The organism is Romboutsia sp. LXY-2 (genome assembly GCF_056171995.1).
Genome location: NZ_JBKFGI010000001.1, coordinates 432,531 through 456,528 on the forward strand (window position 1 = coordinate 432,531; position 23,998 = coordinate 456,528).

A 23,998-nucleotide genomic window follows, 5' to 3' on the forward strand; every position below is an offset into this window, starting at 1 on the left:
TATGAAATATTCAGGAAGAGTTACTTCTATGCAAGCTTCTCCAATAAGAAAATTAGTTCCATATGCATTAGAAGCTAAAGCTAGAGGTACAAAAGTTTACCATTTAAACATAGGCCAACCAGATATCAAGACTCCTAAAGGATTTTTTGATGCAGTTAAAAATTTTGATAATGAAGTATTAGAATATGCTGTTTCACCAGGTCTTCCCCAATTAATAAAAGCAATGCAAGACTATTACGCTACATATGATATGCATTATGAAGAGGACGAAATATTAATAACAAATGGTGGTAGTGAAGCTTTACTATTTACTATGATGGCTGTTTGCGATCCAGGGGACAACTTATTAGTTGCAGAGCCATTTTATACAAACTATAACGGATTTGGACAATGCGTTAATGTAGAAGTTAATCCTATAACTACTAAAGCTGAAGATGGATTCCACTTACCTTCAAAAGAAGAGCTTCTTTCTAAAGTAAACTCTAAAACTAAAGGTATATTATTATCTAATCCAGGGAATCCAACTGGAACAGTATATACTAAAGAAGAAGTATGTATGGTTGCTGAGATAGCTAAGGAAAACGATTTATGGATAATCGCTGATGAAGTTTATAGAGAATTTGTTTACGAAGGATTAGAATACACTAGCTTTGGTAATTTAGATGATGTTAAAGATAGAGTTGTTATAATAGATAGTGTTTCTAAGAGGTATAGTGCATGTGGTGCAAGAATAGGTTCAATTGCTTCTAAAAACAAAGGTCTTATAGCTCAGATATTAAAACTTTGCCAAGGAAGACTTTGTGTTGCTACATTAGAACAATTAGGCGCTGTTGAATTATATAAAACTCCAACATCTTACTTTAAAGAAGTTAATGAAGAGTATAGAAGAAGAAGAGATGTATTATACGATGAATTAATGAAAGTTGAAGGGGTTGTTTGCAAAAAACCTACTGGAGCATTTTACATAGTAGCAAAACTACCAGTTGAAAATGCAGAAGACTTCGTAATATGGATGTTAAAAGAGTTCAGTAAAGATGGAGAAACTGTAATGGCTTGTCCTGCTGAAGGATTCTATGCTACAAAAGGATTAGGAAGAGATGAAATAAGACTTGCTTATATCCTAAATGAAAAGGACCTTCATAGAGCTGCAACATTGCTAAAAGAAGGACTTGAAGAATATGTAGCATTAAATAGAAAAGAATCTTTAAAAGAGTCTCTATCTGAAGCTTAATTATTAATATAAAATTTATTAGATTTAACATACAAAAAAGGATATCTCACTTGAGATATCCTTTTTTATCCAAATTTCAGCATATAAGTGTATCACTTATATTTTTATGAATTCCTTTTCCGAATCCATAAATCCTTTTCCTAACTAATAATATAATTGCTTATGTTAACTTAATTCTTCCATATTCAAAATATTTTGTAAAGTATTTATAGCCTCTACATATTTTGTTCTATCTTCTTCTGATAGTTTGAAAAATTTTTCTTCTAAATTAAAGCTAAGTTTGTTCATAAAATCAGAAGCCAATCCAACACCGTCATCTGTAATATTAATTAGGTATTTTCTTCTGTCAGCTAAGTCTTTCTCTCTAACTACATAACCTTTATTAGTTAGATCATCAACCATACTTGTTAAACTACCCTTCTCAATATTTAATTTAGAACACAAATCTGTCATACTAATAGCCCCATAATTGTTGATAAACATTAAAGCTCTTAATTGTGTCTTGTTAACATTGTATCCTGTAGAATATTGTTTTAAGTAGTCCAGATACAGACTTGAATAAATTTTCGGAAATGTTTTACTTATAAAACCTATTGTATCCGATACTATGCATTGCATTTTATCACCCCAGATGTTCAATTTATATATATTTTCAACTTTAATTACAGTTTACATTAAAATTATTTTATATACAATAGTTTTTAAGCAATATCTCAATAATTGTATGTTCTTTTATTGTTTAATTTCTAATATTATAATAAAAGACAAAGATAATCTAAAATGTTTTGATCATCTTTGTCTTTTTTAATTAATTATTTATTTTTAATGTATTTATTTTCATAAACAGTATATAAAACAAATGCAACTATACCAAATACCAATGGACCCATTACCATCATAATTGTGTCTAATGTTTTTCCTGATAATGAAGGTTCTATTATTGTAAATGCATTTGCGAATCCTATAAATATTGTTACTATTGTAGCAACAAATATAGCTATTCCACTTGACTTATATACCATAAATGGTTTGTCTATCTTCCCTTCTAGTTGTTTCTTTTTAAATGCTGGGAATGCACCACTTAAGAACATATAAGGTATTGTCATAGCAACATTAGTCATAAGAACTAGTATTCTAAAGAACTCTGATGCTCCACTACCACCAAATGCTATTGCTATTATCATTACTATTGCTATTATAGCTTGAACTTTCATTGCATTTATTGGCATACCATTTCTTATTTCACCTAGTTTACCTGGCCAAACCTCTTTAGGAGATCCTAGTATTAAAGTCTTTAGCGGTGAATATGTTAATGTAAAGAATGCTCCACTTAATGCTAAAAACATTGATAGTCCAACGAATCTTGCAAACCAAGCTCCTATTGTCATTGAAACTGATTGTGACATATTAAATACTTGTCCTAGTTGATAGCCTAGGTTTTGTATAACTATATATGCAACATTGGCCATATTTACATTTTCACTTGATAGTATGTCATTCCAATTAGTAAACATACCACATGCAAATATACCAACTGAATAACCTATAGATATTACTATAGCAGCTATTGTAAGACCTTTAGGGAAGTTTCTTTCCGCATCTTCTGTTTGGTCAACAAGACCTCCTAATACTTCTAGTCCTCCAAAAGCAAATATAGCAAACACCAAGAATGATAGTACTGTAACTGGTGTTTGATATGCTGGGTTTGGAGATTTTAAGAATGCATCTCCAAAATTAGTTATTGGTTGTGCAAATGTACCACCATTTAATGCTAAAACTACTACGCCACCAATAAGTAGTACAAAATTTAATGCAAGTACAGCTGTACCACCAATTGATGTTATTTTAGTTATTTTTTCAACACCTTTACTACCTATATAAGTTACTAATAATATCCAAATAACCCCTAGTACGCCTAGAGTTTGTGTCGAACTTAAACCTAATAATGACCATGTTCCTGTTTTATCAGCACCAAATATAAAGTTTGATAAAGGAACCCATATTGTAGATGCTACGTTAACCATCCATATTATGTATGATGCATACCACATGAATGTTCCAACGAATGCATATTTAGCACCTATTGATTTCTCCATCCAAGAATACATACCACCTGTTTCATTTTTAAATGCTGCACCAAATTCCGCCATCATAAATGCATAAGGTATAAAGAATAAAATTGCACTAATTATATACCAAGGTATCGCAGCATATCCCATTAAGTAAAATGCTCTTGGCATGTTTGCAAATCCAAATACAGATGTAAAAATCATTAATACTAATGCAACTAAAGTTAATTTTTTTGTGTTATTTGTATTTCCTGCCATTATTTTGCCTCCTTTGTAGATATAGGATTAGTTTTGCTTAAAATAGATTTTTAATACTCTATATTTAACATATTTATCTTTTTTTAATCTTTTCTATAATTATTTTATAATTATTTTATAATTATCTATAAGTTGTATTAAATTTATGGTATACTAGTTTCAGAAGAACTTCTCATTAATATGAGATTGTGACGCTAGCCCAATTAAAACACTCACTTCGGTGGGTGTTTTCCGTTTTTATAGACAAAATTATATTTTAGTATTCTAAAAAAAGTATAATCCAAATAAAAAAAGTGCTGAAATTTTCAGCACTTTTTATTATTTATTAAACATGTAATTCTATATCTAATCCTATACTATCTTTAAATGGATTTATAGCTGGTTGTAAAGTTTCATTTACAAATTCTACAACTTGCTCAGGTGCTCTACCTACGAAGTTTATAGGGTCCATTATTGATAATATTTCTTCTTTACTCATCTTAAATGAATCATCATTTATTATCATTTCAATTAAATTATTATCTTTACCTTCATGCTTAACTCTGTAAGCTGCCTTCATAGACATTTCTCTTATAATTTCATGTAATTCTTGTCTATCTCCACCTCTTTTGACAGCTTCCATAAGTATTGTCTCAGTAGCCATAAACGGTAGCTCTTCATTTACATGCTTTCTTATCATATTTTCATATACAACCATACCGTCAGTTACATTTATACCAATTTCAAGTATAGCATCTGCTGCCATAAATGCTTGAGGTATTGATAATCTTTTATTTGCTGAATCATCTAAGCTTCTTTCTAACCATTGAGTAGCTTGCACTAATGCTGGGCTTAGTGATTCTGATATTATATATTTAGAAAGTGATGATATTCTTTCACTTCTCATTGGATTTCTCTTATAAGCCATAGCTGAAGATCCTATTTGATTTTTTTCAAATGGCTCTTCTAATTCTTTTAAGCTTTGTAAAAGTCTTATATCATTAGTCATTTTGTGCATACTTTGAGCTATTCCTGATAATATGCTTATTACTTGGTAGTCTAGCTTTCTTGTGTATGTTTGTCCACTTACTGCATAAGAAGAAGTGTAACCCATTTTTTCGCAAACTATTTTATCTAATTCTTTTACTTTTTCATGGTCTCCTTCAAATAAACTTAAGAAACTAGCTTGAGTACCTGTTGTACCCTTTACTCCTCTTAACTTCATACTATCTATTCTATAGTTTAAGTCTTCTAAATCAAGTATTAAATCTTGAGCCCATAAACAAGCTCTCTTTCCTACTGTTGTAAGTTGAGCTGCTTGGAAGTGAGTAAATCCAAGTGTTGGTATATCTTTGTTTTTAAGAGCAAAATCTTTAAGGTTATCTATTAAGTTAACAAGCTTTATTCTTATAAGTCTTAAAGCTTCTGTCATTTGTATGACATCAGTATTATCTCCAACGTATGCAGATGTTGCACCTAAGTGGATTATACCTTTTGCTTTATCACATTGTAACCCGTATGCTTTAACATGTGCCATAACATCATGTCTTACTTCTTTTTCGAATTTTCTAGCATCATCAAAGTTTATATTTTCAATATTAGCTCTTAGCTCATCTAATTGTTCTTCACTTATATTAATACCTAATTCTTTTTCTCCTTCTGCAAGAGCAACCCATAATTTTCTCCAAGTTGAAAATTTAAATTGAGGAGAGAATATGAAACTCATGTCTTTGCTACAGTATCTTTCTGTTAAAGGATTTGAATATGTAGTATATTTGTTATCTATCATAATTTGCACCGTCCTTAAGTCTTTTTTATTACATTCTAATTATATAAAATTTTACGAACTATAACAAGCATTAATTTATTTTCGTTCATAGCTTACTTATTATTTATGTTCATATTATCTTTATTTATCATATAATCTATACTCTCACTGTCTACAAAATTTAATACATACTTATATCTTATTGCATAGTACTTATCAGACCAACCTAACTGCTTTTTTATATCTTGTTCATTAGCACCTAGTCTTAAGCTTATTGCAGCATAAGAATGTCTAAAATCCTTAGCAGAATACTTTGATAAAGATGCCAAGTCTAGTGCTTTTTTCACTATAAGTCTTACATTTCTATCAGTTATTGAGTTACTTTTTTGAGTAGTAAAAACAAAGTCTTCACTAGGTAATATTACTTCTGGTAAACCAGAGTAATCTCTATAATCTTCTATTAACTTGAAGCAATATGGATGTAGTTTAACTACTCTTTCTTTTTTACCTTTTCCCAGTCTAACATAATAGTTGTCATTTTCATCTAACATCAAATCTTTCCATTTTAAATTTACAAGCTCATTTAATAAACAACCTGTAGTTACTAGAAACACAATTATTACTCTGTCTCTAATATTTAACTTAGGAAGTGTGTCTATTAATTTGTTAATTTCTTGTATGCTTAAAACATCCTCTTTTGTTTTAATTCTTGTTACTGCAGGTTTTTCTACATATCTAAATGGGTTTGATTCTATATATTCTTCTTTAAGTAAATAATTATAAAAACTATGTAAATAGCTATAAATCTTTTCACATGTTGATTTTGCATATTTATTTTGAATCTCTTCTATAAATCTAGTGCAGTCATCTTTATCTGCATACACTAGGTCTTTATCCCCTATATACTCTTTAAATAATATTACTTTTGACAGATAATCATGCTGAGTATTTGGATTAAGTTTTCTTGAAAAATTATTAAATATTTCATATTCGTTATATTCTAAGGTTATCGAGTTGTTCATATTCTCTCCTCTTTTTATAAGTGTTAAATATTATTTCTTTATATTGAATATACCTCACAATATTGTTATACTGTAGATTGACATCTTTTGTGTTTATTATGATTTATTTGGAGGTAATTAATTTGCTTGAGATATTTAAAGCTATTATATTAGGAATAGTACAGGGTATAACTGAATGGCTACCTGTAAGTAGTACTGGGCATATGATACTTGTTGATGAGTTTATAAAATTTAATCAATCTAGTATTTTTGTAAGTACTTTTTTAGTAGTAATTCAATTTGGTTCTATATTAGCTGTACTAACTATATTTTTTAAAAAATTAAATCCTTTTGATGGATCTAAAAGCCAAATTCAAAAAAGTGAAACTATTGATTTATGGACCAAAGTTCTAATAGCAGTTATTCCATCTGGCATTCTAGGTTTATTATTTGATGATGCTATAGAAGAAATATTCTTTAACTCTAATACAGTTGCAATAACATTAATACTTTACGGTATAATAATGATTGCTATAGAAAATAGAAATAAGAAACCTAAGGTCGATGATTTTTCACAAGTTACATATAAACTTGCAATAGGCATAGGTTTATTCCAATGTTTAGCATTAATACCTGGAACATCAAGATCTGGTGCTACAATTATAGGTGCTATACTTCTTGGTACTTCTAGATATATAGCTGCAGAGTTTTCTTTCTTCTTAGCAATACCTACAATGCTTGGAGCTAGTGCCCTAAAATTAATTAAAGCCGGTTTTGCTTTCACTTCCAAAGAGTGGCTAATACTATTAACAGGATCTGTAGTTGCATATGTAATCTCAATATTTGCAATTAGATTCCTACTAGATTATGTTAAAAAACATGACTTTAAAGTATTCGGATATTACAGAATAGTATTAGGTTTAATAGTACTTTCTTATTTCTGGATTATATAAATATCATTAAAAGAAGCACTAATGTGCTTCTTTTTTAATACAATTTTACTTTGATTCCATTAATAGCTTGATTATATTACTAGCTTCTTCATTGAAAGCTGTTATTATACTCATGTAGTCTGTGGCTCTAGTTATTGCTAAATAAACCTTGTTTAAGTCGCCTACAAAATCATTTATTTGATAATCTTGTTCTATATCATTTATTGTGTGGTTATAAAGCATTTCTAATTCACAAACTACAGCAGCTTTATATTCTAAATTTTTTATTGTGTATATATTTGATATAGTTACCCCTATTTTTTTACTTAAATTAGTTAGGTTATCTTCTGCATATATAAATGGAATCTGAGCTTCCTCTAATGCCTTTTTTAATAAATATTGGAAATATATTGTCTTTCCGCTTTTTAGCTTTTTCTTATTAAATGGGTAAATAATAGCTATTTCAGAATAATTTAATCCTTTTTTATTTATTAAGTATTGTATCTCCCATATAACCGATTTTATCTGCTCATCAAGATCACTAACTTTTATTATATTTACTGCATTATTACCTTCTCTTATAGCTTTTGTTTCTAAAAAAGTATTGTTTACTTTATTTTCTCTTAGAGATTTTATATAATCATTGCTCTTACTTCCAAAATTATTAACAAATTGTGTCAGTTCTTCACTTTGCCTATAGTTTGACTCTAAGTTTACAACATCATCAAAGTCTATATCGCTTAATGTATCTTTAAATATATTTAAGTTATTATAAATATTTAATGTATTACAATTAAATACATTAAATATAAACTTTGACTTATATAAGAACTCTCTAATAAACTCTACTTCATCTTTTGAAAAGCTTTCACATTCATCAATAAAGATTCCCTTAAACATATGTTTATTCTTTATAATATTTCTAGCTTGTTTTATTAAGTTATTAAAAGCCTTTTCATAATCATTTTTAATAAGGCTATAGTCTATTACTAAGTTATACTTTTTAGCAAGCTTAAAGATAAATGTACTAAATGTATGAACTTCTAAATTGTTATTACCTTTATATAGTACATCAATTTTTTCCCTTAATTCTGTACACAACTGCTTTGTATAAGTAAATATTAGGAACTTATGATGAGGATACAGCCTGGCTAATTTTATAGCTCTAGATAACATTATAGTAGTTTTTGAGCTCCCTGACCCTCCTGTAAACAATGTATTTCCATATTTAACTGATACAACATCTTTTATTTGTTCTTTATCTAGCATTGCTGCTGTATATTGATAGTCATCATTTGAGAAAGATATCTTTTTAAAATGTTTATTTAGATGAAGTTTGTCATTAAGCAAATAATACTCTGGACAAATATCTAGCATAAATAAATTCAAATCAATATCACTATTATTTTCCTTTAAGTAATCTTTTAATAATTCTTTGTTATCTATAATTTTTTTAAGTTTGCTTCTGTCTACAATATTTTTACTAACGAAGTCAACAAATCCATAATCTTCACTAATATCTACATATGGCATAATAAATATATAGTTATAACTTATATTTCTGTTAATTTGTGCCATTTTTAACTTAAGTAATTCGAATTCTTCATTCATTACCTCTAATAATTCTTCTTCTAATATGAAGAACAAGTCTTCACTTGTATCCATAAACTTTATAAATAAAATTTTATTGTCTTCAATATATAACATATCTGTATTAATGCCTTTAAAAGGAGTAACTTTTGGCACTACATTCACGTCTTCATCTATGTTATTATAAAAGATTTCTTCAATTTCTTTTACTTTTAAAGCATCTAACTGAGAGTTTATATTTATGTACTTGCTCAATATACATTCCCCCTTTATTTTATAATAATTATACCATTTTACACCATAATAATCTATAGAGGTTTATATCAAAAAAGGAGAGTCTACAACTCCCCCCACAATTTTACAGCTTATAATTATCTTCAATCCATACATTCATTTTTCTTCTTACTTCATTTTCTTTTACTTCGTCAAATACTGCATCATTTGTAGTATAAGTTTGAACTAGATTTTCTACATTAGTAGGATACGCAATAAATCTTCCATTACGATTTTCAAATCCTACACTCATTATATCGTATTTATCTTCATGATTATTTAATACTACTCCATATTCAACTTCTTGAAGATTCTTTTCGTTTTTAGTTATTTTTACATATTGATTTTTTGCTAATTTACTTAACATAAAGCACCTCTTTTTCATTATGATATCTATATTATTACCAATTTTCTTTATAATCATATATATTTTCTTAGATTTTTTATAAATCTCTTCCTTTTCCAGAATCACAAATGCTTATAAGTCCTTCTGGATATGGAGAAAAAAATGTCTGATTTAATAATTCATTATCATTAAATCTTACTGCATACATTCTAATAGCAATAGCTAATGTATTGAAAGGAATCTTTTCATTTTGATATGATTTTATTAAATCATTGAACATGTTTATTTCATCATTATTTAATTTGTTTTTATACCTTTCAAATACTTTCATTATTATCTCTAACTTTTTCACTTTGTCTCTATCATTTTTTAAAATTTCATAAAATATTTTTTCATATTCACATCTATCATTTATAGTAAAATTATTTTTTTCTACTATTTTTAATAATTCTTTGCTTATATTTTCTTCATAGGAATTAAGCAATAAGTAATTTTGTTTGTGAAATGCTTTAATAGAGCTACTTTTTTTAAAGTTATTAATAACAAATACTTTTGTAAAAAAGCTATCCCTTATACTATAATTTTTAAGTCTTCCCTCATTTTCAATTGGAAGATAGTCAAATTTATTCATTACTTTAGATGAAAAAAATCCATTTCCATCTGACCTTATACTACATTTATTTCCCTGGTGATAAATTTTGACATCATTAATACCACATGAAGGAGATTTACTTTTTAATATAAACCCATCTATATCACTTAATTCACTTAAAAATTTATCACTAAAGTTATTCATATCCTCGCTTAAGTCTAATTTTGAATTATGCTGTATTAACTTAAGTTCATTCCCATGTTGTTCTATTCTTATTGCATTTCTGGGAGTTTCTAACCCCATTTCTACTTCCGGACAAACAACTTTAATATCAGCATGTTCTTTTAATGTAGATATTGTTTTGTCATTATATCCTTGTCCATCATATCTACATTTTTGAAAATCCAAACATTTGCTTACTATTAACTTAGGTCTTCTCATATTGCGTCTTACGCTCCATTAATATATTTTATTATATTTTTTATTATTTAAACTTTAACTTGTAAATATTCATTTTTCTATAGTATATAATTTGCTTACCAAGTTTATGTCGCTATCAACTTCGTCCATTGCTTAAAAGTTTTTTAATCAGTTACGTCGGGAATTTCATTTTACTCACTATTGTTAATTAGATTATCTTAATTGTATGAGATGTACAAAGATTATGAGCTATGATAGTTTCTTTATACGCAAAAAAGCTAGAAAACACATATGTATTTTCTAGCTTCTTAAAGAGATTACTTAGCGTATTCTATCGCTCTAGTTTCTCTTATTATACTTACTTTTATTTGTCCAGGATATTCAAGTTCATCCTCTATTTTCTTAGTCATGTCTCTTGCTAATAAGTGAATATCTTCATCATTTAAACTTTCAGGTTTAACCATTATTCTAACTTCTCTACCTGCTTGTATAGCAAATGACTTATCTACACCTTCATAAGAGTTAGCTATTTCTTCAAGCTTTTCTAGTCTCTTAATATAAGCCTCTAAAGTTTCTCTTCTAGCTCCAGGTCTTGCTGCAGATATTGCATCTGCTGCTGTAACTAAAACAGCTTCTATTGTTTGAGGTTCATAGTCTCCATGGTGAGTACTCATAGCATGTATAACATCCTTAGATTCTTTGTATCTTCTAAGTAAGTCCATACCTATTTCAACATGAGTTCCTTCCATTTCGTGGTCAACTGATTTTCCTATATCATGTAATAAACCAGCTCTCTTAGCTAATTTAACATCTGCACCTATTTCTGCTGCCATAATTCCAGCTATATGAGCAACTTCTATAGAATGCTTAAGTACATTTTGTCCATAACTAGTTCTATAATTAAGTCTTCCTAATAATCTAACTAATTCTGGATGTATTGCATGTACACCTGTTTCAAATGCTGCTTGTTCCCCTAATTCTTTAATAATATTGTCTACTTCTTTTCTTGATTTTTCAACCATTTCTTCAATTCTAGCAGGATGTATTCTACCATCTGCTATAAGCTTTTCAAGCGCAATTCTAGCAACTTCTCTTCTTATTGGATCAAATCCTGATAAGATTACTGCTTCAGGAGTATCATCTATTATTAGGTCTATTCCTGTTAGTGTTTCTAAAGTTCTTATGTTTCTTCCTTCTCTACCTATTATTCTTCCCTTCATTTCATCATTAGGTAGATTAACTACTGTAACAGTAGTTTCTGCAACATGATCTGCTGCACATTTTTGAATTGCATACCCTATTATTTCCCTTGATTTCTTGTCTGCTTCTTCTTTAGCTTGAGATTCTATTTCTTTAATCATTATAGACATTTCACGTCTTACATCTCTTTCAGCATTAGTTAATATTATTTCCTTTGCCTTGTCAGATGTAATACCTGATATATTCTCTAGCTTTTCTAGTTGTTTAGTTTTGATATCTTCAACTTCATTTTCTTTCTTTTCAACAACTTTTAATTTTTCGTTTAAGTTAGATTCTTTAGATTCTAAATTTTGTAATTTTCTATCTAAAACCTCTTCCTTTTGAATTACTCTTTTTTCATATTTTTGTAATTCATTTCTTCTTTCTTTGTTTTCTCTTTCTGCTTCAGTTCTCCACTTATGGATTTCTTCCTTAGCCTCTAATAGTTTTTCTTTTTGTACAGTTTCTGAATCTCTATTTGCTTTATCTATTATATCTTTGGCTAAGTTTTCAGCTTGGCCAATTTTTGCTTCAGAAATATTTTTTCTTACAAAATATCCAGCTATTATACCAACTGCTGCACCTATTAAAATTGTTATTGCAGTTCCTATGACATCCACCTCCTTTGTAAATAATCCCAAAATGTCATCATTACAATTTCAAAATCCTTTTTTATAATTACAAGTAAACCAATATTTATGTGATAAAAAATAGTATGCTTAAATTTTCTTGTAATCTCAACAAAATGTCCTTACTTATATTATAACTAAGAATACTTTGCTATAAAATCAAATTCAGATATTTATCCTCACTTAATTTTATAATTTTTTCTAGTCTGTGTCAAGTTAATAGGAGGTGTGTGATTATTTTATTCTTCAATATTTTCTAAAATATCATCATCTTCAGTAACATTTTCCTGATTTTCATCTAATTTATAGTGTTTTCTTACTTTTACATCTATTTCTGATATTAAATCTGGATTGTCAGTTAAGAATTTTTTTGCATTTTCTCTACCTTGACCTAGCTTTGTATCATTATATGCATACCAAGCTCCTGATTTTTTAACTACTTCTATATCTGCAGCTATATCTAATAAGTCTCCAACCTTAGATATACCTTCTCCATACATTATGTCAAATTCCGCTTGTTTAAATGGTGGAGCAACTTTATTTTTAACTACCTTAACTCTTGTTCTATTTCCTATAACCTTATCCCCTTGCTTTATAGAATCTATTCTTCTAACATCAAGTCTTACAGAAGAGTAGAACTTAAGTGCACGACCACCAGTAGTTGTTTCTGGGTTTCCAAACATTATACCAACTTTTTCTCTTAACTGGTTTATAAATATTGCAACACAGTTTGATTTTTTTATTGATCCTGTTAATTTTCTTAAGGCTTGAGACATAAGTCTTGCTTGAAGACCAACGTGACTATCTCCCATATCTCCTTCTATCTCTGCTCTTGGTACAAGTGCTGCAACTGAATCGACAACTATTATATCTATAGCACCACTTCTTATAAGTGCTTCAGCTATTTCTAGTGCTTGTTCTCCTGTATCTGGCTGAGATATTATTAGGTTATCTATATCTACTCCTAGTGCTTTTGCGTATACTGGATCAAGGGCATGTTCAGCATCTATGAATGCTGCTATTCCACCTTGCTTTTGAGCTTCTGCTACAGTGTGTAGTGCAACTGTTGTCTTACCTGAAGATTCTGGTCCATATACTTCTATTATTCTTCCCTTTGGAAGTCCACCTATACCAACTGCTATATCTAATCCTATAGCTCCTGTTGATATAACATCAATTTTCATACTAGTTGCTTCTCCTAGTTTCATTACTGATCCTTTTCCGAAGTCTTTCTCTATCTGTCCTAAAGCCGAATTAAGGGCTTTTAATTTTTCTTGATCTATACTCATATTAAAATCCATCCTTTCATTTTATCAAACACTTGTTCTGTAACTATAATTTGATTATATCTTATTAAGATTACCACGTCAATTCAAAAAATTTATTTTTTGATTTTATTGAACTATATTTTTTTAAACATACTTTCACAGTAAAATTTTACCACACTTATTTTATTTATAAACTTATATTTGCGTTTTTATACAATTTTTTAACATCATAGTAAAAAAGACCACGAAAGATTAATAATCTTTTATGGTCTTTTGATTTTTATTTGCTATTCATAAATAATTCTTTGTTTTTGTATAAGTATTCCCATCCAGAATAAAGTGTAAGTAATGTAGCTATTAATATAGTTATAAAACCAATAAATAACATAGTTTCATTAGCAAAGTTAGCACCTAATAGTAGTACAATTATTGCAACCATTTGACTTATTGTTTTTAATTTCCCACCACCACTAGCTGCTATTACTTTACCTTCAGCTGCAGCTATTGCTCTAAGTATACTTACTGTAAGCTCTCTAGATACTATTATTATAACCATCCAACTTTGAACAAGTCCTGCTTCTATCATACATGTTAATGCTGATATAACTAACAGTTTGTCTGCAAGTGGATCCATAAATTTACCAAAGTCTGTTACTAAATTATATTTTCTTGCTATATGTCCATCCATAGCATCTGTTATAGATGCTATTATGAATACTACACACGCTATTAAGTACTTATTCGGTATGTTAAGTAACATTACTATTATAAATACTGGTATTAAAAATATCCTAAACAAAGTTAATTTATTAGGCAAGTTCATCTACTAATTCCCCCATTAAATCATATTCTAAAGCACTGCTTATTTTTACATATACAAATTGCCCTGCACTTAGATGTTGTTTAGATTTAACATATACTATACTGTCTATTTCTTCAGCGTCCCCTTGTGTTCTACCTATATATACATTGTCTTCAATTTGTTCTTCTATTAATACTTCATATTTGTTTCCTACTTTGTTGCTGTTTAATTCTTGTGATATTTCTTGTTGAACCATCATTAAAGCATCTCTTCTTTGAGCTTTAACTTCTTCTTCTATATGACCAGGTAATTTATCTGCTGCTGTTCCTTCTTCTCTTGAATAAGCAAAAGCACCTAATCTATCAAACTTTACAACTTTTGCAAATTCTATTAACTCGTTAAAGTCTTCATCAGTTTCACCTGGGAATCCTGTTATTATAGTTGTTCTTAAAGTTGCATCTGGAATATTATTTCTTATCATTTCTATTTTGTTTAGTATATCTTCTTTTGTTGTTTGTCTATTCATAAGCTTTAATATTCTATTACTTGCATGTTGTATAGGCATATCAAAGTAATTACAGATATTATCATACTTCTTAACAACTTGTACTAATTCTTCAGTTATTGATTCAGGATATGAATACATTATTCTTATCCACTTTAATCCTTCTATTTGTGCTAATTCTTCTAGTAATTGTGGTAATACAGCTTTACCATATATGTCAGAACCATACATAGTACTATCTTGAGCTATAACTACAACTTCTTTTACACCTCTTTGAGCTAAGTCTTTAGCTTCTTTTACTATATCTTCTATCTTTCTACTTCTTTGTTTTCCTCTTAGCTTAGGTATTATACAGTAAGTACAGTGCTTATCACACCCTTCACTTATCTTTAAATACGCCATATGACTAGGTGTAGATATATATCTTGGAAGTTCTTCATTGTAAGCAAACTCTATATCATTAAGACTAACAACTTGCTTTTCTTCCTTTAAGTTACCTATTATTTCATCTATCTTTTGGTAACTTCCTGTTCCAACTATAGCATCTATTTCTGGTATTTCTGCTTTTAATTCATCTGAATATCTTTGAGCTAAACATCCAGTTACTATTAATATTTTTAAGTTTCCTGTTTCTTTTAATTCCGAAAGCTCAAGTATTGTATCTATAGATTCTTGTTTAGCTGATTCTATAAACCCACAAGTGTTTACTATTATTATATCAGCTTCTTCAAAGTTACCTACTAATTTATAACCTTTTTTATTTAATATTCCCATCATTATTTCTGCATCTACTAGGTTTTTAGAACATCCTAGTGATTCTAGTGCTATTTTTAACATTATATTGCTCCTTCCGTTGCTGCCTTGTGAAATTCTATAACTTCTTTTATAGCTTCATCCACATTATCAAAATTTATAACTTTATTGTATTTATATTTTTGTACTGAATGATTATATAATGGATCATAATATTCAACTAAATATTTTTCTACTAGTTCTTCATATTTTCCAGTATCTAATAATTCAATGTACTCATTAACTTTATCGTTACCGATTCTTTTCTTAAACTTCATTATACAGTTTTTAAGAACTTCTAAGTTTTCTTCGTCTTTACCATATACATAGTCTCTACAAAGTCTTTTAACTCTATTTTCAACACTACACTCAAGTAGTAAGTGATATCCATCTCTAACTATTGCATCATATATTTCATTTGGTACTAAAACATGTCCTACTCTTTTGCTTTCACTTTCTATAAATATATAATCTGTATCTGAGAAGAATAAATCTTCAAATATTTTTGTCTCAAACTTCTTTTGAGATGGTGGTTTTTCATCAAATGTTATAAATCCAAATGTTGAACCACTATTTTTAGCTATACCTTCTAAATCTATATTATCGATTTTCTTCTCTTCTAATATATTTAATAGGTCGGTTTTCCCGACCCCTGTTAATCCATGAACAACTATAAAGTTTTTAGTATCCATTATAGTTCTTAAATAATTTAATACATAGTTTCTGTAGCTTTTATATCCACCTTCTAATTGGTATACATTAATACCTAAAGAAGAAAATAAGTTTACTACACTTCCACTTCTCATTCCACCTCTAGCACAGTATATAACAATATTATCATATTCATTAGCTAAAGACATAGCTTGCATATACATATCTTTTAATTTGTATGATACATAATCAAAGCCTTTTTGTATCGCTTCATGTTTTCCTTGCATCTTATATATAGTACCTACTTCATTATGCTCATTATCTCTGAATAAAGGCATACTAAAAGCATTTAGGATATGATCTTCACTATGCTCTGACTCCGTTCTTACATCTATAAATATTGTGTTTTCTAGTTTTAATGCATTTTCAACTGATATTGTCTTCAATTCTATTCACCTTCTAAATTCGCTAAGTCTTGCTTACTTACTAATACCTTTCTAGGCTTACTTCCTTCACTTTGACCTACTATTCCTCTTTCTTCCATCTCATCTATAAGTCTAGCAGCTCTATTAAATCCTATTTTGAATTTTCTTTGTAGCATTGAAGCTGAACCTTGTCCACTTTCAACTACAAATTCTATAGCATCATTTAATAATTCATCCACGTCACTTGATTTTTCGATAGTTGCTTTAGAAATAGTATCCATTATTGTGTCTTCATATTTTACTTCTTCTGTAACTTGACTCTTTACAAAATCAATTACTCTTTCTGATTCACCTTCTGAAATAAATGCACCTTGTAATCTAACTGGCTTAGCTGCACCAAGTGGGTAGAATAACATATCTCCCTTACCTAGTAATTTTTCAGCTCCACCCATATCTAGTATTGTTCTTGAGTCAGTTTGCGATGAAACTGCAAAGGCAATTCTAGATGGTATATTAGCTTTGATTACCCCTGTTATTACGTCAACAGAAGGTCTTTGTGTTGCTACTATTAAGTGCATTCCTGCAGCTCTTGCCATCTGAGCTAATCTACATATATAGTCTTCTACGTCACTTGCACTTACCATCATTAAGTCAGCAAGCTCATCTATTATAATTACAATCTTAGGAAGTTTTTCTTCTGCCTTTTCATTGTAGCTTGTTATGTCTTTTACTCCATTTTGAGCAAATAATTTATATCTCTTGTTCATCTCTACTACTGCCCAGTTAAGTGCATTAGCAGCTTTTTTAGGATCTGTTACAACTGGTATCAATAAGTGTGGTATACCATTATAACTTGCAAGTTCAACAACCTTAGGGTCTATTAATAAGAACTTAACTTCATCAGGCTTAGCTTTATATAAAATACTGTTTATTAATGTATTTACACAAACACTTTTTCCTGAACCTGTAGAACCTGCTATTAATAAGTGAGGCATTTTACCTATATCACCTATTATTGGCTTTCCACTTATATCCTTACCTAAAGCCATAGCTAGAGGAGAGTCAAACTTTTTAAATTCGTCACTTTCTAATACTTCTCTTACTGATACCATTTGTGACTCTTCATTAGGAACTTCTATACCTATAGCACTTTTACCTGGTATAGGAGCTTCTATTCTTATGCTTTTAGCTGCTAAACTTAAAGCTATATCATCTGTTAGGTTTACTATTTTACTTACCTTAACACCAGGACTTGGTTGTATTTCATATCTTGTTATTGTAGGTCCTACTGTTACTTGGTTAACTTTAGCTTCAACTCCAAAGTCTGATAATGTCTTTTCTAATAGTGAAGCATTTTTTAATACTTTCTTCTTACCATTGTCATCAGACTTTTTATCAATTTTATTTAATAAGTCTACTGTTGGTTTTTTATAGTTAGCATAATTTGATTCAACTTTAATATCTAATGGTTGAGTTTTTTCTAAAGCATTATTAGGTTTTTCTTTTTTCTCTTCTGTAGTTATTGCTTTATTATATTCTTCAGATGCCAGATTTTCTTTGTCTGCATTTTGAAGTTCTTTAATAACATTTAAATCAAACATGCTTTGAGTACCTTCTAGTATTTCTAAATAATCGTCCTCTGCTTTGTTAAATCCAACTATCTTAATAGTTTTATCATCTACAGAATCTTCATTATCTATAACTTCTTCTTCTTTAGATTTATCTTTTTTATTCATAAATCCTTTTAGGAATCCTTCTTTTTTCATAACTGTTGCTTCATCAACTTCATCTGTTATCATATTAAGTGCTGATTCTTTTAAGTTTGAAACTTTTCCCTTAATATCAAGGTTTCCATTTTTAGCACTGTTTGATTTTGCCTTAATGTTTAATATTAAGTCTTTAAGAGAAATATTAAATGTAAATAATACTGCCATAATTAAAGCAAAAATACTTATTAACCATCCACCTGTTATTCCAAATATTTGTTTAATGTAATAAGTTATCGTTGTAGCTATAAGTCCACAACCTTCACCATTTACACCCATTCGCATTACTGGTTTTAGCATTTCACTACTTAGTGGACTTTCTACTGGAAGATTTCTAGAGTTCATTAATCCATAGAATATAAATATAAATGCTATTGCTAAATAATATATTTTAGTATTTTTTAATCTATATATATATTCATTACCTTCAAAGAACCCAAGTATACCTGTTGCTATTACAATAAATGGTATTGTTATTGAAAGTCCTCCAAATAAACCTTTAAACATATTTTGCATAAAGTTGCCCACTATCCCCATTGAGCTTGAGTTTAAACTATATAATAAAAATATACCTACGAATATGGTTACCAAGTTATGATATTCTGTATTAAAGCTTATTTTATTGTCTTTTTTCTTTTTACTTTTCTTCTTAGCCATCAATCTCACCTCTTAAATTAATAAGTTACCCATTCATAGCAAAAAGTGCTAATGCATTCACACTAACACTTTTTGCTTTATAATATTTTATTATATCATAGTTTGTATAAATTAAACAAATCTTATTTATTTTAGTTAGAATTATCATCATTATTAGCTTTATCGTCTTCTTCTTTGATTAATGATTTTAATTTAGCTAAAGCATCTTTTAAGCCTCCAACCTCATCTATTAAACCACAATCAACAGCTTCCTTACCAATTAAAACACTTCCAACATCACTTACTAACTCATCTTTTTCATGCATTATTTTTTCTAATTCTGCTCTTTCAATATTAGATGTTCTAGTAATAAATGTAGTTATTCTTTCTTGCATCTTTTTGAAATACTCAAAAGTTTCATTTACACCTATTACAAGTCCATTAGTTCTTATTGGATGGACTATCATAGTAGCTGTTGGTGCTATAAATGAATAATCACCTGCTGTTGCTAAAGGTACTCCTATACTATGACTACCTCCAAGTACTAGTGTTACAACTTTTTTAGATGTACTGTTTATAAGTTCTGCCATAGCAAGACCTGCTTCTACATCTCCACCTACAGTGTTAAGTATTATTAAAACACCTTTAATCTCAGGATTTTCTTCTACAGAATAAAGCATTGGTATTATGTGTTCATATTTTGTAGCTTTTTTCTGTGGATTTCCCATAAAGTGACCTTCAACTTCACCAATTATTGTTATACATTGAATATCCTTTGGTGGTTGTGATGGCATCGATGGAACACCCATTTGTTTAATGTTTTGTATTTCTTCACTTTCATTTTGTGGATTGTCTTCATCTTCTTCAGATTGATTTTTCATATTTTTAGATTCTTTTTGCATCCCAAATTCTATGTAATTATTAAATCTATGATTATCTTCATAAAATCTCATGGATTAATCTCCTCTCAAATATACTTTAGTTTAGTTTTACCAAGTATATTAAAAAAATTCACTCACGCGACTGTTAATACTTTAGCCTATATTAAATTCATGATGTATTGCATGAACTGTATTTACCATATCGCTATCTTTTACTAAACATGAAATTGTCATACTAGAATCTGAAGTTTGAAGTAATGATATGCCTGATTTTGATAGTGCTCTAACTATTTTAGCCATTATTCCAGGTATTCCAGTTATTTTTGAACCTATTATTGTGACTTTTGCACAGTTTCTTTTTATTTCGTATTCTACATTATAGCTATTAAATATATCTTCTAAAGTTTGGATATCTGCTTCTTCTACTACAAATACTTTTTGAGATATAAAGAAGTTTATCATATCAATACTAATATTATTTTCTTCTATTTTATTTAATATTTCTGTAAATACCTCTTCTTTAGAATTGATTTTTACTTGAGCTATCTTATCTTTATTTGCCACTGCTGTCATATAGCTATTTTCTACTTCGTATTCTCTACTTAATCCACTATTTTTGTATATTGATCCTATCTTAGTTCCTGGATAAGTTGGATTTAATGTATTTTTGATTACCAATGTTATATCTCCATTTTTTGCTAACTGAACAGCTCTTGGATGTATAACCTTTGCACCTTTGTCAGCCATTTGGAATACTTCTTCATAATCAATGAAATCTAAAATTTTAGCATCTGGTTCAACTCTTGGATCTGCAGTCATAATACCATCAACATCAGTATATATTTCTACAGTATCGCATCCTAGTGCCCTACCTATAGCTACTGCTGAAGTATCGCTACCACCTCTTCCAAGGGTTGTTATTTCACCATCTTCACTTCCACCTTGAAAACCTGCTATTACTACAACTTTACCATAGTCTAACTCCTGCTCTATTCTTTTAGGGTCTATATTCATTATTCTCGCATTTGAGAAGTTTTTGCTTGTTATTAAGCCTGCCTGTCTTCCTGTTAAAAATACTGCTTCAATACCCTTTGATTCAAGCATATTTACAAGTACTGTTCCTGATATTATTTCTCCACAAGACATTATTAAATCTAATTCTCTTTTTTTAGGAGATTCATTTACTTCGCCACATAAATTTATCAATGTATCAGTTGCATAAGGAGCCCCTTTTCTTCCCATTGCAGATACTACTATAACTAAATCTGTATCTTGTTCTTTATATGTTTTTATTATTTCACATACTGCATTCATTCTCTCATATGATTCAACTGATGTGCCCCCAAATTTTTGAACTAAAACCCCCATAAAAACCTCCTAATACACACCATCATATTCTATTATTATCATATCATTACCTATTTTTTTAACACTTCTCCATGGTACCTCAAGTACTGACTTATCTTTTCTAAGTCCAAAGAATCCTTTTTCTCTTGGTATTAGTAGTGCCAATATAGCCCCTGTAGTCTCATCTAATATAAGGTCACATTCACCAATTACACCTAGTCTTTCCCCTGTGACTAAGTTAACTATTTCTTTACCTGCTATTTCAGATAAATTCATGCTTATCCCCCCAATAGTATTAAACTATAATTTTATATCTTCTACATCTCTTCCTACGATACATACTCCTAGTTTGTCTAAGTTAAATACCTTATCTATTACTTTTTTAATAGTATCCATATCTACATTGTTGATACTATCAATTATTTCATCAGTATTTCTTACTCTTTTACTTAATAACATAGCTTTACCTGTAGACATCATTCTGCTACTAGTGCTTTCTAGTCCAAGTATATAACTACCCTTAAGTTGCTCTTTACTTTCTTTTATTTCTTTTTCTGTTAAATAATTTTCTCTTATATCTTTAATTTCTTCTATTATTAAGTTATAAACTTCTTCAAAACTTTCATTACTCATACTTGCAAATATACCAAAGTCTCCACATTCTCTATATAAACTTTGTGAAGAGAATATAGAATAAACTAAACCTTTTTCTTCTCTTATTTTTTGGAATAATCTTGAGCTTATGCTTCCTCCAAATACATTATTTATTACTGCTAGCGCATAAGTTTCTTCAATATTTCCCATAGGAATAGCTTCTAGGCACATAGCTAAGTTTACTTGTTCTGTGTCTTTATTTTTAGCTATAAAACAAGATTGAAATTCTGCAGGGTTTATTTCTACCTCTACATCTTGTTTTTTCCAATTTTTAAACTTTGTTTCTAACTTTTCAACCATTTCATCAAAGTTAAAGTTACCTGCTATAGATATTACTGAGTTATTAGGTACATAATATTTGTTAAAGTAATCTAACATTTCTTCTCTATTAATATCAAATAATGAATCTTTAGTACCAATAATATTCATACCTAAATCTTTATTATTATATATTCCTTCTGTTAATAAATCATATGCTAAATCTTCTGGTGAATCTTCATACATTTTTAATTCTTCAAGTATTACTAAGCGTTCTTTATCAATATCATTTTTGTCAAATGATGAGTTTAATATCATATCACTTAGTATATCTATTCCATAATCTATATGCTCATCAAGTAATTTTACATAATAACATGTACATTCTTTACTCGTAAAAGCATTTATTTGTCCACCTAAATTATCTATTTCACTAGCTATCTCCTTTGATGTTCTGTTTTTTGTACCTTTAAACATCATATGTTCTATAAAGTGTGAAACTCCACTTACTTTCGGGTCTTCTATTCTAGAACCTGCATTTATCCAAACACCTAATGTTATTGATTTTAAATAGGGTATTTCTTCTCCAATTATTGTTAGTCCATTTTCCAGTGTATGAGTTTTGTACATACTAATCCTCCATTTATGTTGTCTTAAATTTTATATAATACTGCATATGTTTCTGCATCTTATTTCTTTATATATGTATTAAATTATATGTTAGTAATATAATTTATTCAACTACAAATACATCACTTAGTCTACCAGGCTTAAATCCCCTATCCCTAACTATCTTAATAATATCGTCTAAACATTGTGTTGTTGCATTAGTAGGGTGCATTAGTATTATACTTCCATCTTTCATCTCTTTACCTTCTACTCTTTTGATTATTACATCTGGCTCTTCTCTATATTTCCAGTCAATAGTATCTATATCCCATTTAAATGGTATATAACCTAATTCTTTTGCTGCTCTCATAGTTCCTTCGCCAAAAGAACCTGCTGGAGCTTGGAAAAACTTAGTATCTTCTTTTATTATTTCTTCGATTATAGTCTTAGAAGTTTTCATTTGTTCTAAATTTTGCTCATAAGATAGTTTTGCATAATCTAAATGTCTATGTCCATGATTTCCTATTTCATGGCCCTCTGCTTTTATCCTAAGAAGCATATCTTGATTATTTTCTGCCCATCTTCCTGTAACATTAAATGTGATCTTTACATCTTCTTTTTTCAAAGTCTCTAGTATAGCCTCAACATACTCTGTTTCCCAGCCCAAATCTACATTGCAGGTCAAAGCAACATAACCACTGTTTGGTTTATTACCTTGAGTGTAGGGCAAGCTTTCACCTTCAAGTAACTTAAAGGTTTGAGATGTTTTATTTTTATTTAGCATAAATATGCCTCCTGCTATGAGGACTATAATAGCTACTACTGATAAAATTATTTTCTTTAGTTTACTCTTATTCATTACCATCATTATCATTGTAGTCCCTCCTGAATTTGTACAAATTGTATCTTAATTCATTTTATTAATAGAGGTACAAGTTTATGCTAAAAATTCGCTTCCCTTATGTCGCCAACGACTTTGTACGTTGCTCAAAAATCTTTTTTACTTATAAGTTAGTGCATTGGTGCCTCTAGCTTTCATAAATTATTCATAGATTATAAGCCATCATAATTTCCTGA

Annotated in this window: 20 protein-coding genes; 2 read left to right on the forward strand and 18 right to left on the reverse strand. The window is 29.0% G+C overall.

All coding sequences use genetic code 11. From position 1 onward, the window contains the following. The first annotated feature begins 1 nt into the window (after position 1). On the forward strand, positions 2-1,231 hold the full coding sequence (locus ACI48P_RS02020) for a pyridoxal phosphate-dependent aminotransferase (protein ID WP_475212945.1): 1,230 nt from the start codon (positions 2-4) through the stop codon (positions 1,229-1,231). A gap of 165 nt (positions 1,232-1,396) precedes the next feature. Here the strand turns inward: ACI48P_RS02020 and ACI48P_RS02025 are convergent, their stop codons facing one another. From ACI48P_RS02025 to ACI48P_RS02040, 4 genes are all read right to left on the reverse strand, one after another. Further along, complete coding sequence (locus ACI48P_RS02025) at positions 1,397-1,849, reverse strand: MarR family winged helix-turn-helix transcriptional regulator (protein ID WP_475212946.1); 453 nt, start codon at positions 1,847-1,849, stop codon at positions 1,397-1,399. A gap of 194 nt (positions 1,850-2,043) precedes the next feature. Next, complete coding sequence (gene yjeM, locus ACI48P_RS02030; protein WP_475212949.1) at positions 2,044-3,558, reverse strand: glutamate/gamma-aminobutyrate family transporter YjeM; 1,515 nt, start codon at positions 3,556-3,558, stop codon at positions 2,044-2,046. A gap of 325 nt (positions 3,559-3,883) precedes the next feature. Further along, on the reverse strand, positions 3,884-5,326 hold the full coding sequence (gene purB / locus ACI48P_RS02035) for an adenylosuccinate lyase (RefSeq protein WP_475212951.1): 1,443 nt from the start codon (positions 5,324-5,326) through the stop codon (positions 3,884-3,886). Between the two features lie 92 nt (positions 5,327-5,418). Further along, complete coding sequence (locus tag ACI48P_RS02040) at positions 5,419-6,327, reverse strand: tyrosine-type recombinase/integrase (RefSeq protein ID WP_475212952.1); 909 nt, start codon at positions 6,325-6,327, stop codon at positions 5,419-5,421. 98 nt (positions 6,328-6,425) lie between these two features. On the opposite strand from ACI48P_RS02040, the gene ACI48P_RS02045 reads away from it, so the two are divergent. Next, positions 6,426-7,259 (forward strand): undecaprenyl-diphosphate phosphatase, encoded by an 834-nt coding sequence (locus tag ACI48P_RS02045; RefSeq protein ID WP_475212954.1) that lies wholly within the window; start codon positions 6,426-6,428, stop codon positions 7,257-7,259. A gap of 45 nt (positions 7,260-7,304) precedes the next feature. Here ACI48P_RS02045 and ACI48P_RS02050 read toward each other — a convergent pair whose 3' ends face one another. From ACI48P_RS02050 to ACI48P_RS02115, 14 genes are all read right to left on the reverse strand, one after another. Continuing rightward, complete coding sequence (locus ACI48P_RS02050; RefSeq protein WP_475212957.1) at positions 7,305-9,083, reverse strand: DNA helicase; 1,779 nt, start codon at positions 9,081-9,083, stop codon at positions 7,305-7,307. 103 nt (positions 9,084-9,186) lie between these two features. Further along, complete coding sequence (locus ACI48P_RS02055; protein WP_475212960.1) at positions 9,187-9,468, reverse strand: hypothetical protein; 282 nt, start codon at positions 9,466-9,468, stop codon at positions 9,187-9,189. Between the two features lie 76 nt (positions 9,469-9,544). Then, positions 9,545-10,480: a YbgA family protein gene (locus ACI48P_RS02060; protein ID WP_475212962.1), complete on the reverse strand. Its 936-nt coding sequence runs from the start codon at positions 10,478-10,480 to the stop codon at positions 9,545-9,547. Positions 10,481-10,776: 296 nt separating this feature from the next. Beyond that, a complete protein-coding gene (gene rny / locus ACI48P_RS02065) occupies positions 10,777-12,318 on the reverse strand; it encodes a ribonuclease Y (protein ID WP_475214121.1) in 1,542 nt (513 codons plus the stop codon). 248 nt (positions 12,319-12,566) lie between these two features. Next, the gene (gene recA, locus ACI48P_RS02070) at positions 12,567-13,616 is read right to left on the reverse strand and encodes a recombinase RecA (RefSeq protein ID WP_475212966.1); all 1,050 of its coding nucleotides are present in this window, start codon (positions 13,614-13,616) and stop codon (positions 12,567-12,569) included. A 259-nt stretch (positions 13,617-13,875) separates the two neighbouring features. Then, positions 13,876-14,418, reverse strand: coding sequence for a CDP-diacylglycerol--glycerol-3-phosphate 3-phosphatidyltransferase (pgsA, locus tag ACI48P_RS02075; RefSeq protein WP_475212969.1), 543 nt, complete (start codon positions 14,416-14,418; stop codon positions 13,876-13,878). Continuing rightward, on the reverse strand, positions 14,405-15,739 hold the full coding sequence (gene rimO / locus ACI48P_RS02080) for a 30S ribosomal protein S12 methylthiotransferase RimO (RefSeq protein WP_475212971.1): 1,335 nt from the start codon (positions 15,737-15,739) through the stop codon (positions 14,405-14,407). Before rimO ends, pgsA begins: the two co-directional genes overlap by 14 nt. After that, positions 15,739-16,791: a tRNA 2-selenouridine(34) synthase MnmH gene (gene mnmH / locus ACI48P_RS02085; RefSeq protein WP_475212975.1), complete on the reverse strand. Its 1,053-nt coding sequence runs from the start codon at positions 16,789-16,791 to the stop codon at positions 15,739-15,741. Before mnmH ends, rimO begins: the two co-directional genes overlap by 1 nt. A gap of 2 nt (positions 16,792-16,793) precedes the next feature. Then, complete coding sequence (locus ACI48P_RS02090; protein WP_475212979.1) at positions 16,794-19,193, reverse strand: FtsK/SpoIIIE family DNA translocase; 2,400 nt, start codon at positions 19,191-19,193, stop codon at positions 16,794-16,796. A 131-nt stretch (positions 19,194-19,324) separates the two neighbouring features. Then, positions 19,325-20,125 carry a ClpP family protease gene (locus tag ACI48P_RS02095; protein WP_475212982.1) on the reverse strand — a complete coding sequence of 267 codons (801 nt, stop codon included), beginning with the start codon at positions 20,123-20,125 and terminating at the stop codon, positions 19,325-19,327. A gap of 81 nt (positions 20,126-20,206) precedes the next feature. After that, positions 20,207-21,421, reverse strand: a complete 1,215-nt coding sequence (dapG, locus tag ACI48P_RS02100; protein WP_475212986.1) for an aspartate kinase — start codon at positions 21,419-21,421, stop codon at positions 20,207-20,209. Between the two features lie 9 nt (positions 21,422-21,430). Beyond that, on the reverse strand, positions 21,431-21,676 hold the full coding sequence (locus ACI48P_RS02105) for a YlmC/YmxH family sporulation protein (RefSeq protein ID WP_475212989.1): 246 nt from the start codon (positions 21,674-21,676) through the stop codon (positions 21,431-21,433). A 24-nt stretch (positions 21,677-21,700) separates the two neighbouring features. Continuing rightward, positions 21,701-22,942 carry a M16 family metallopeptidase gene (locus ACI48P_RS02110; RefSeq protein ID WP_475212993.1) on the reverse strand — a complete coding sequence of 414 codons (1,242 nt, stop codon included), beginning with the start codon at positions 22,940-22,942 and terminating at the stop codon, positions 21,701-21,703. 103 nt (positions 22,943-23,045) lie between these two features. Beyond that, positions 23,046-23,795 carry a polysaccharide deacetylase family protein gene (locus ACI48P_RS02115; protein ID WP_475212997.1) on the reverse strand — a complete coding sequence of 250 codons (750 nt, stop codon included), beginning with the start codon at positions 23,793-23,795 and terminating at the stop codon, positions 23,046-23,048. Positions 23,796-23,998 lie beyond the last annotated feature (203 nt).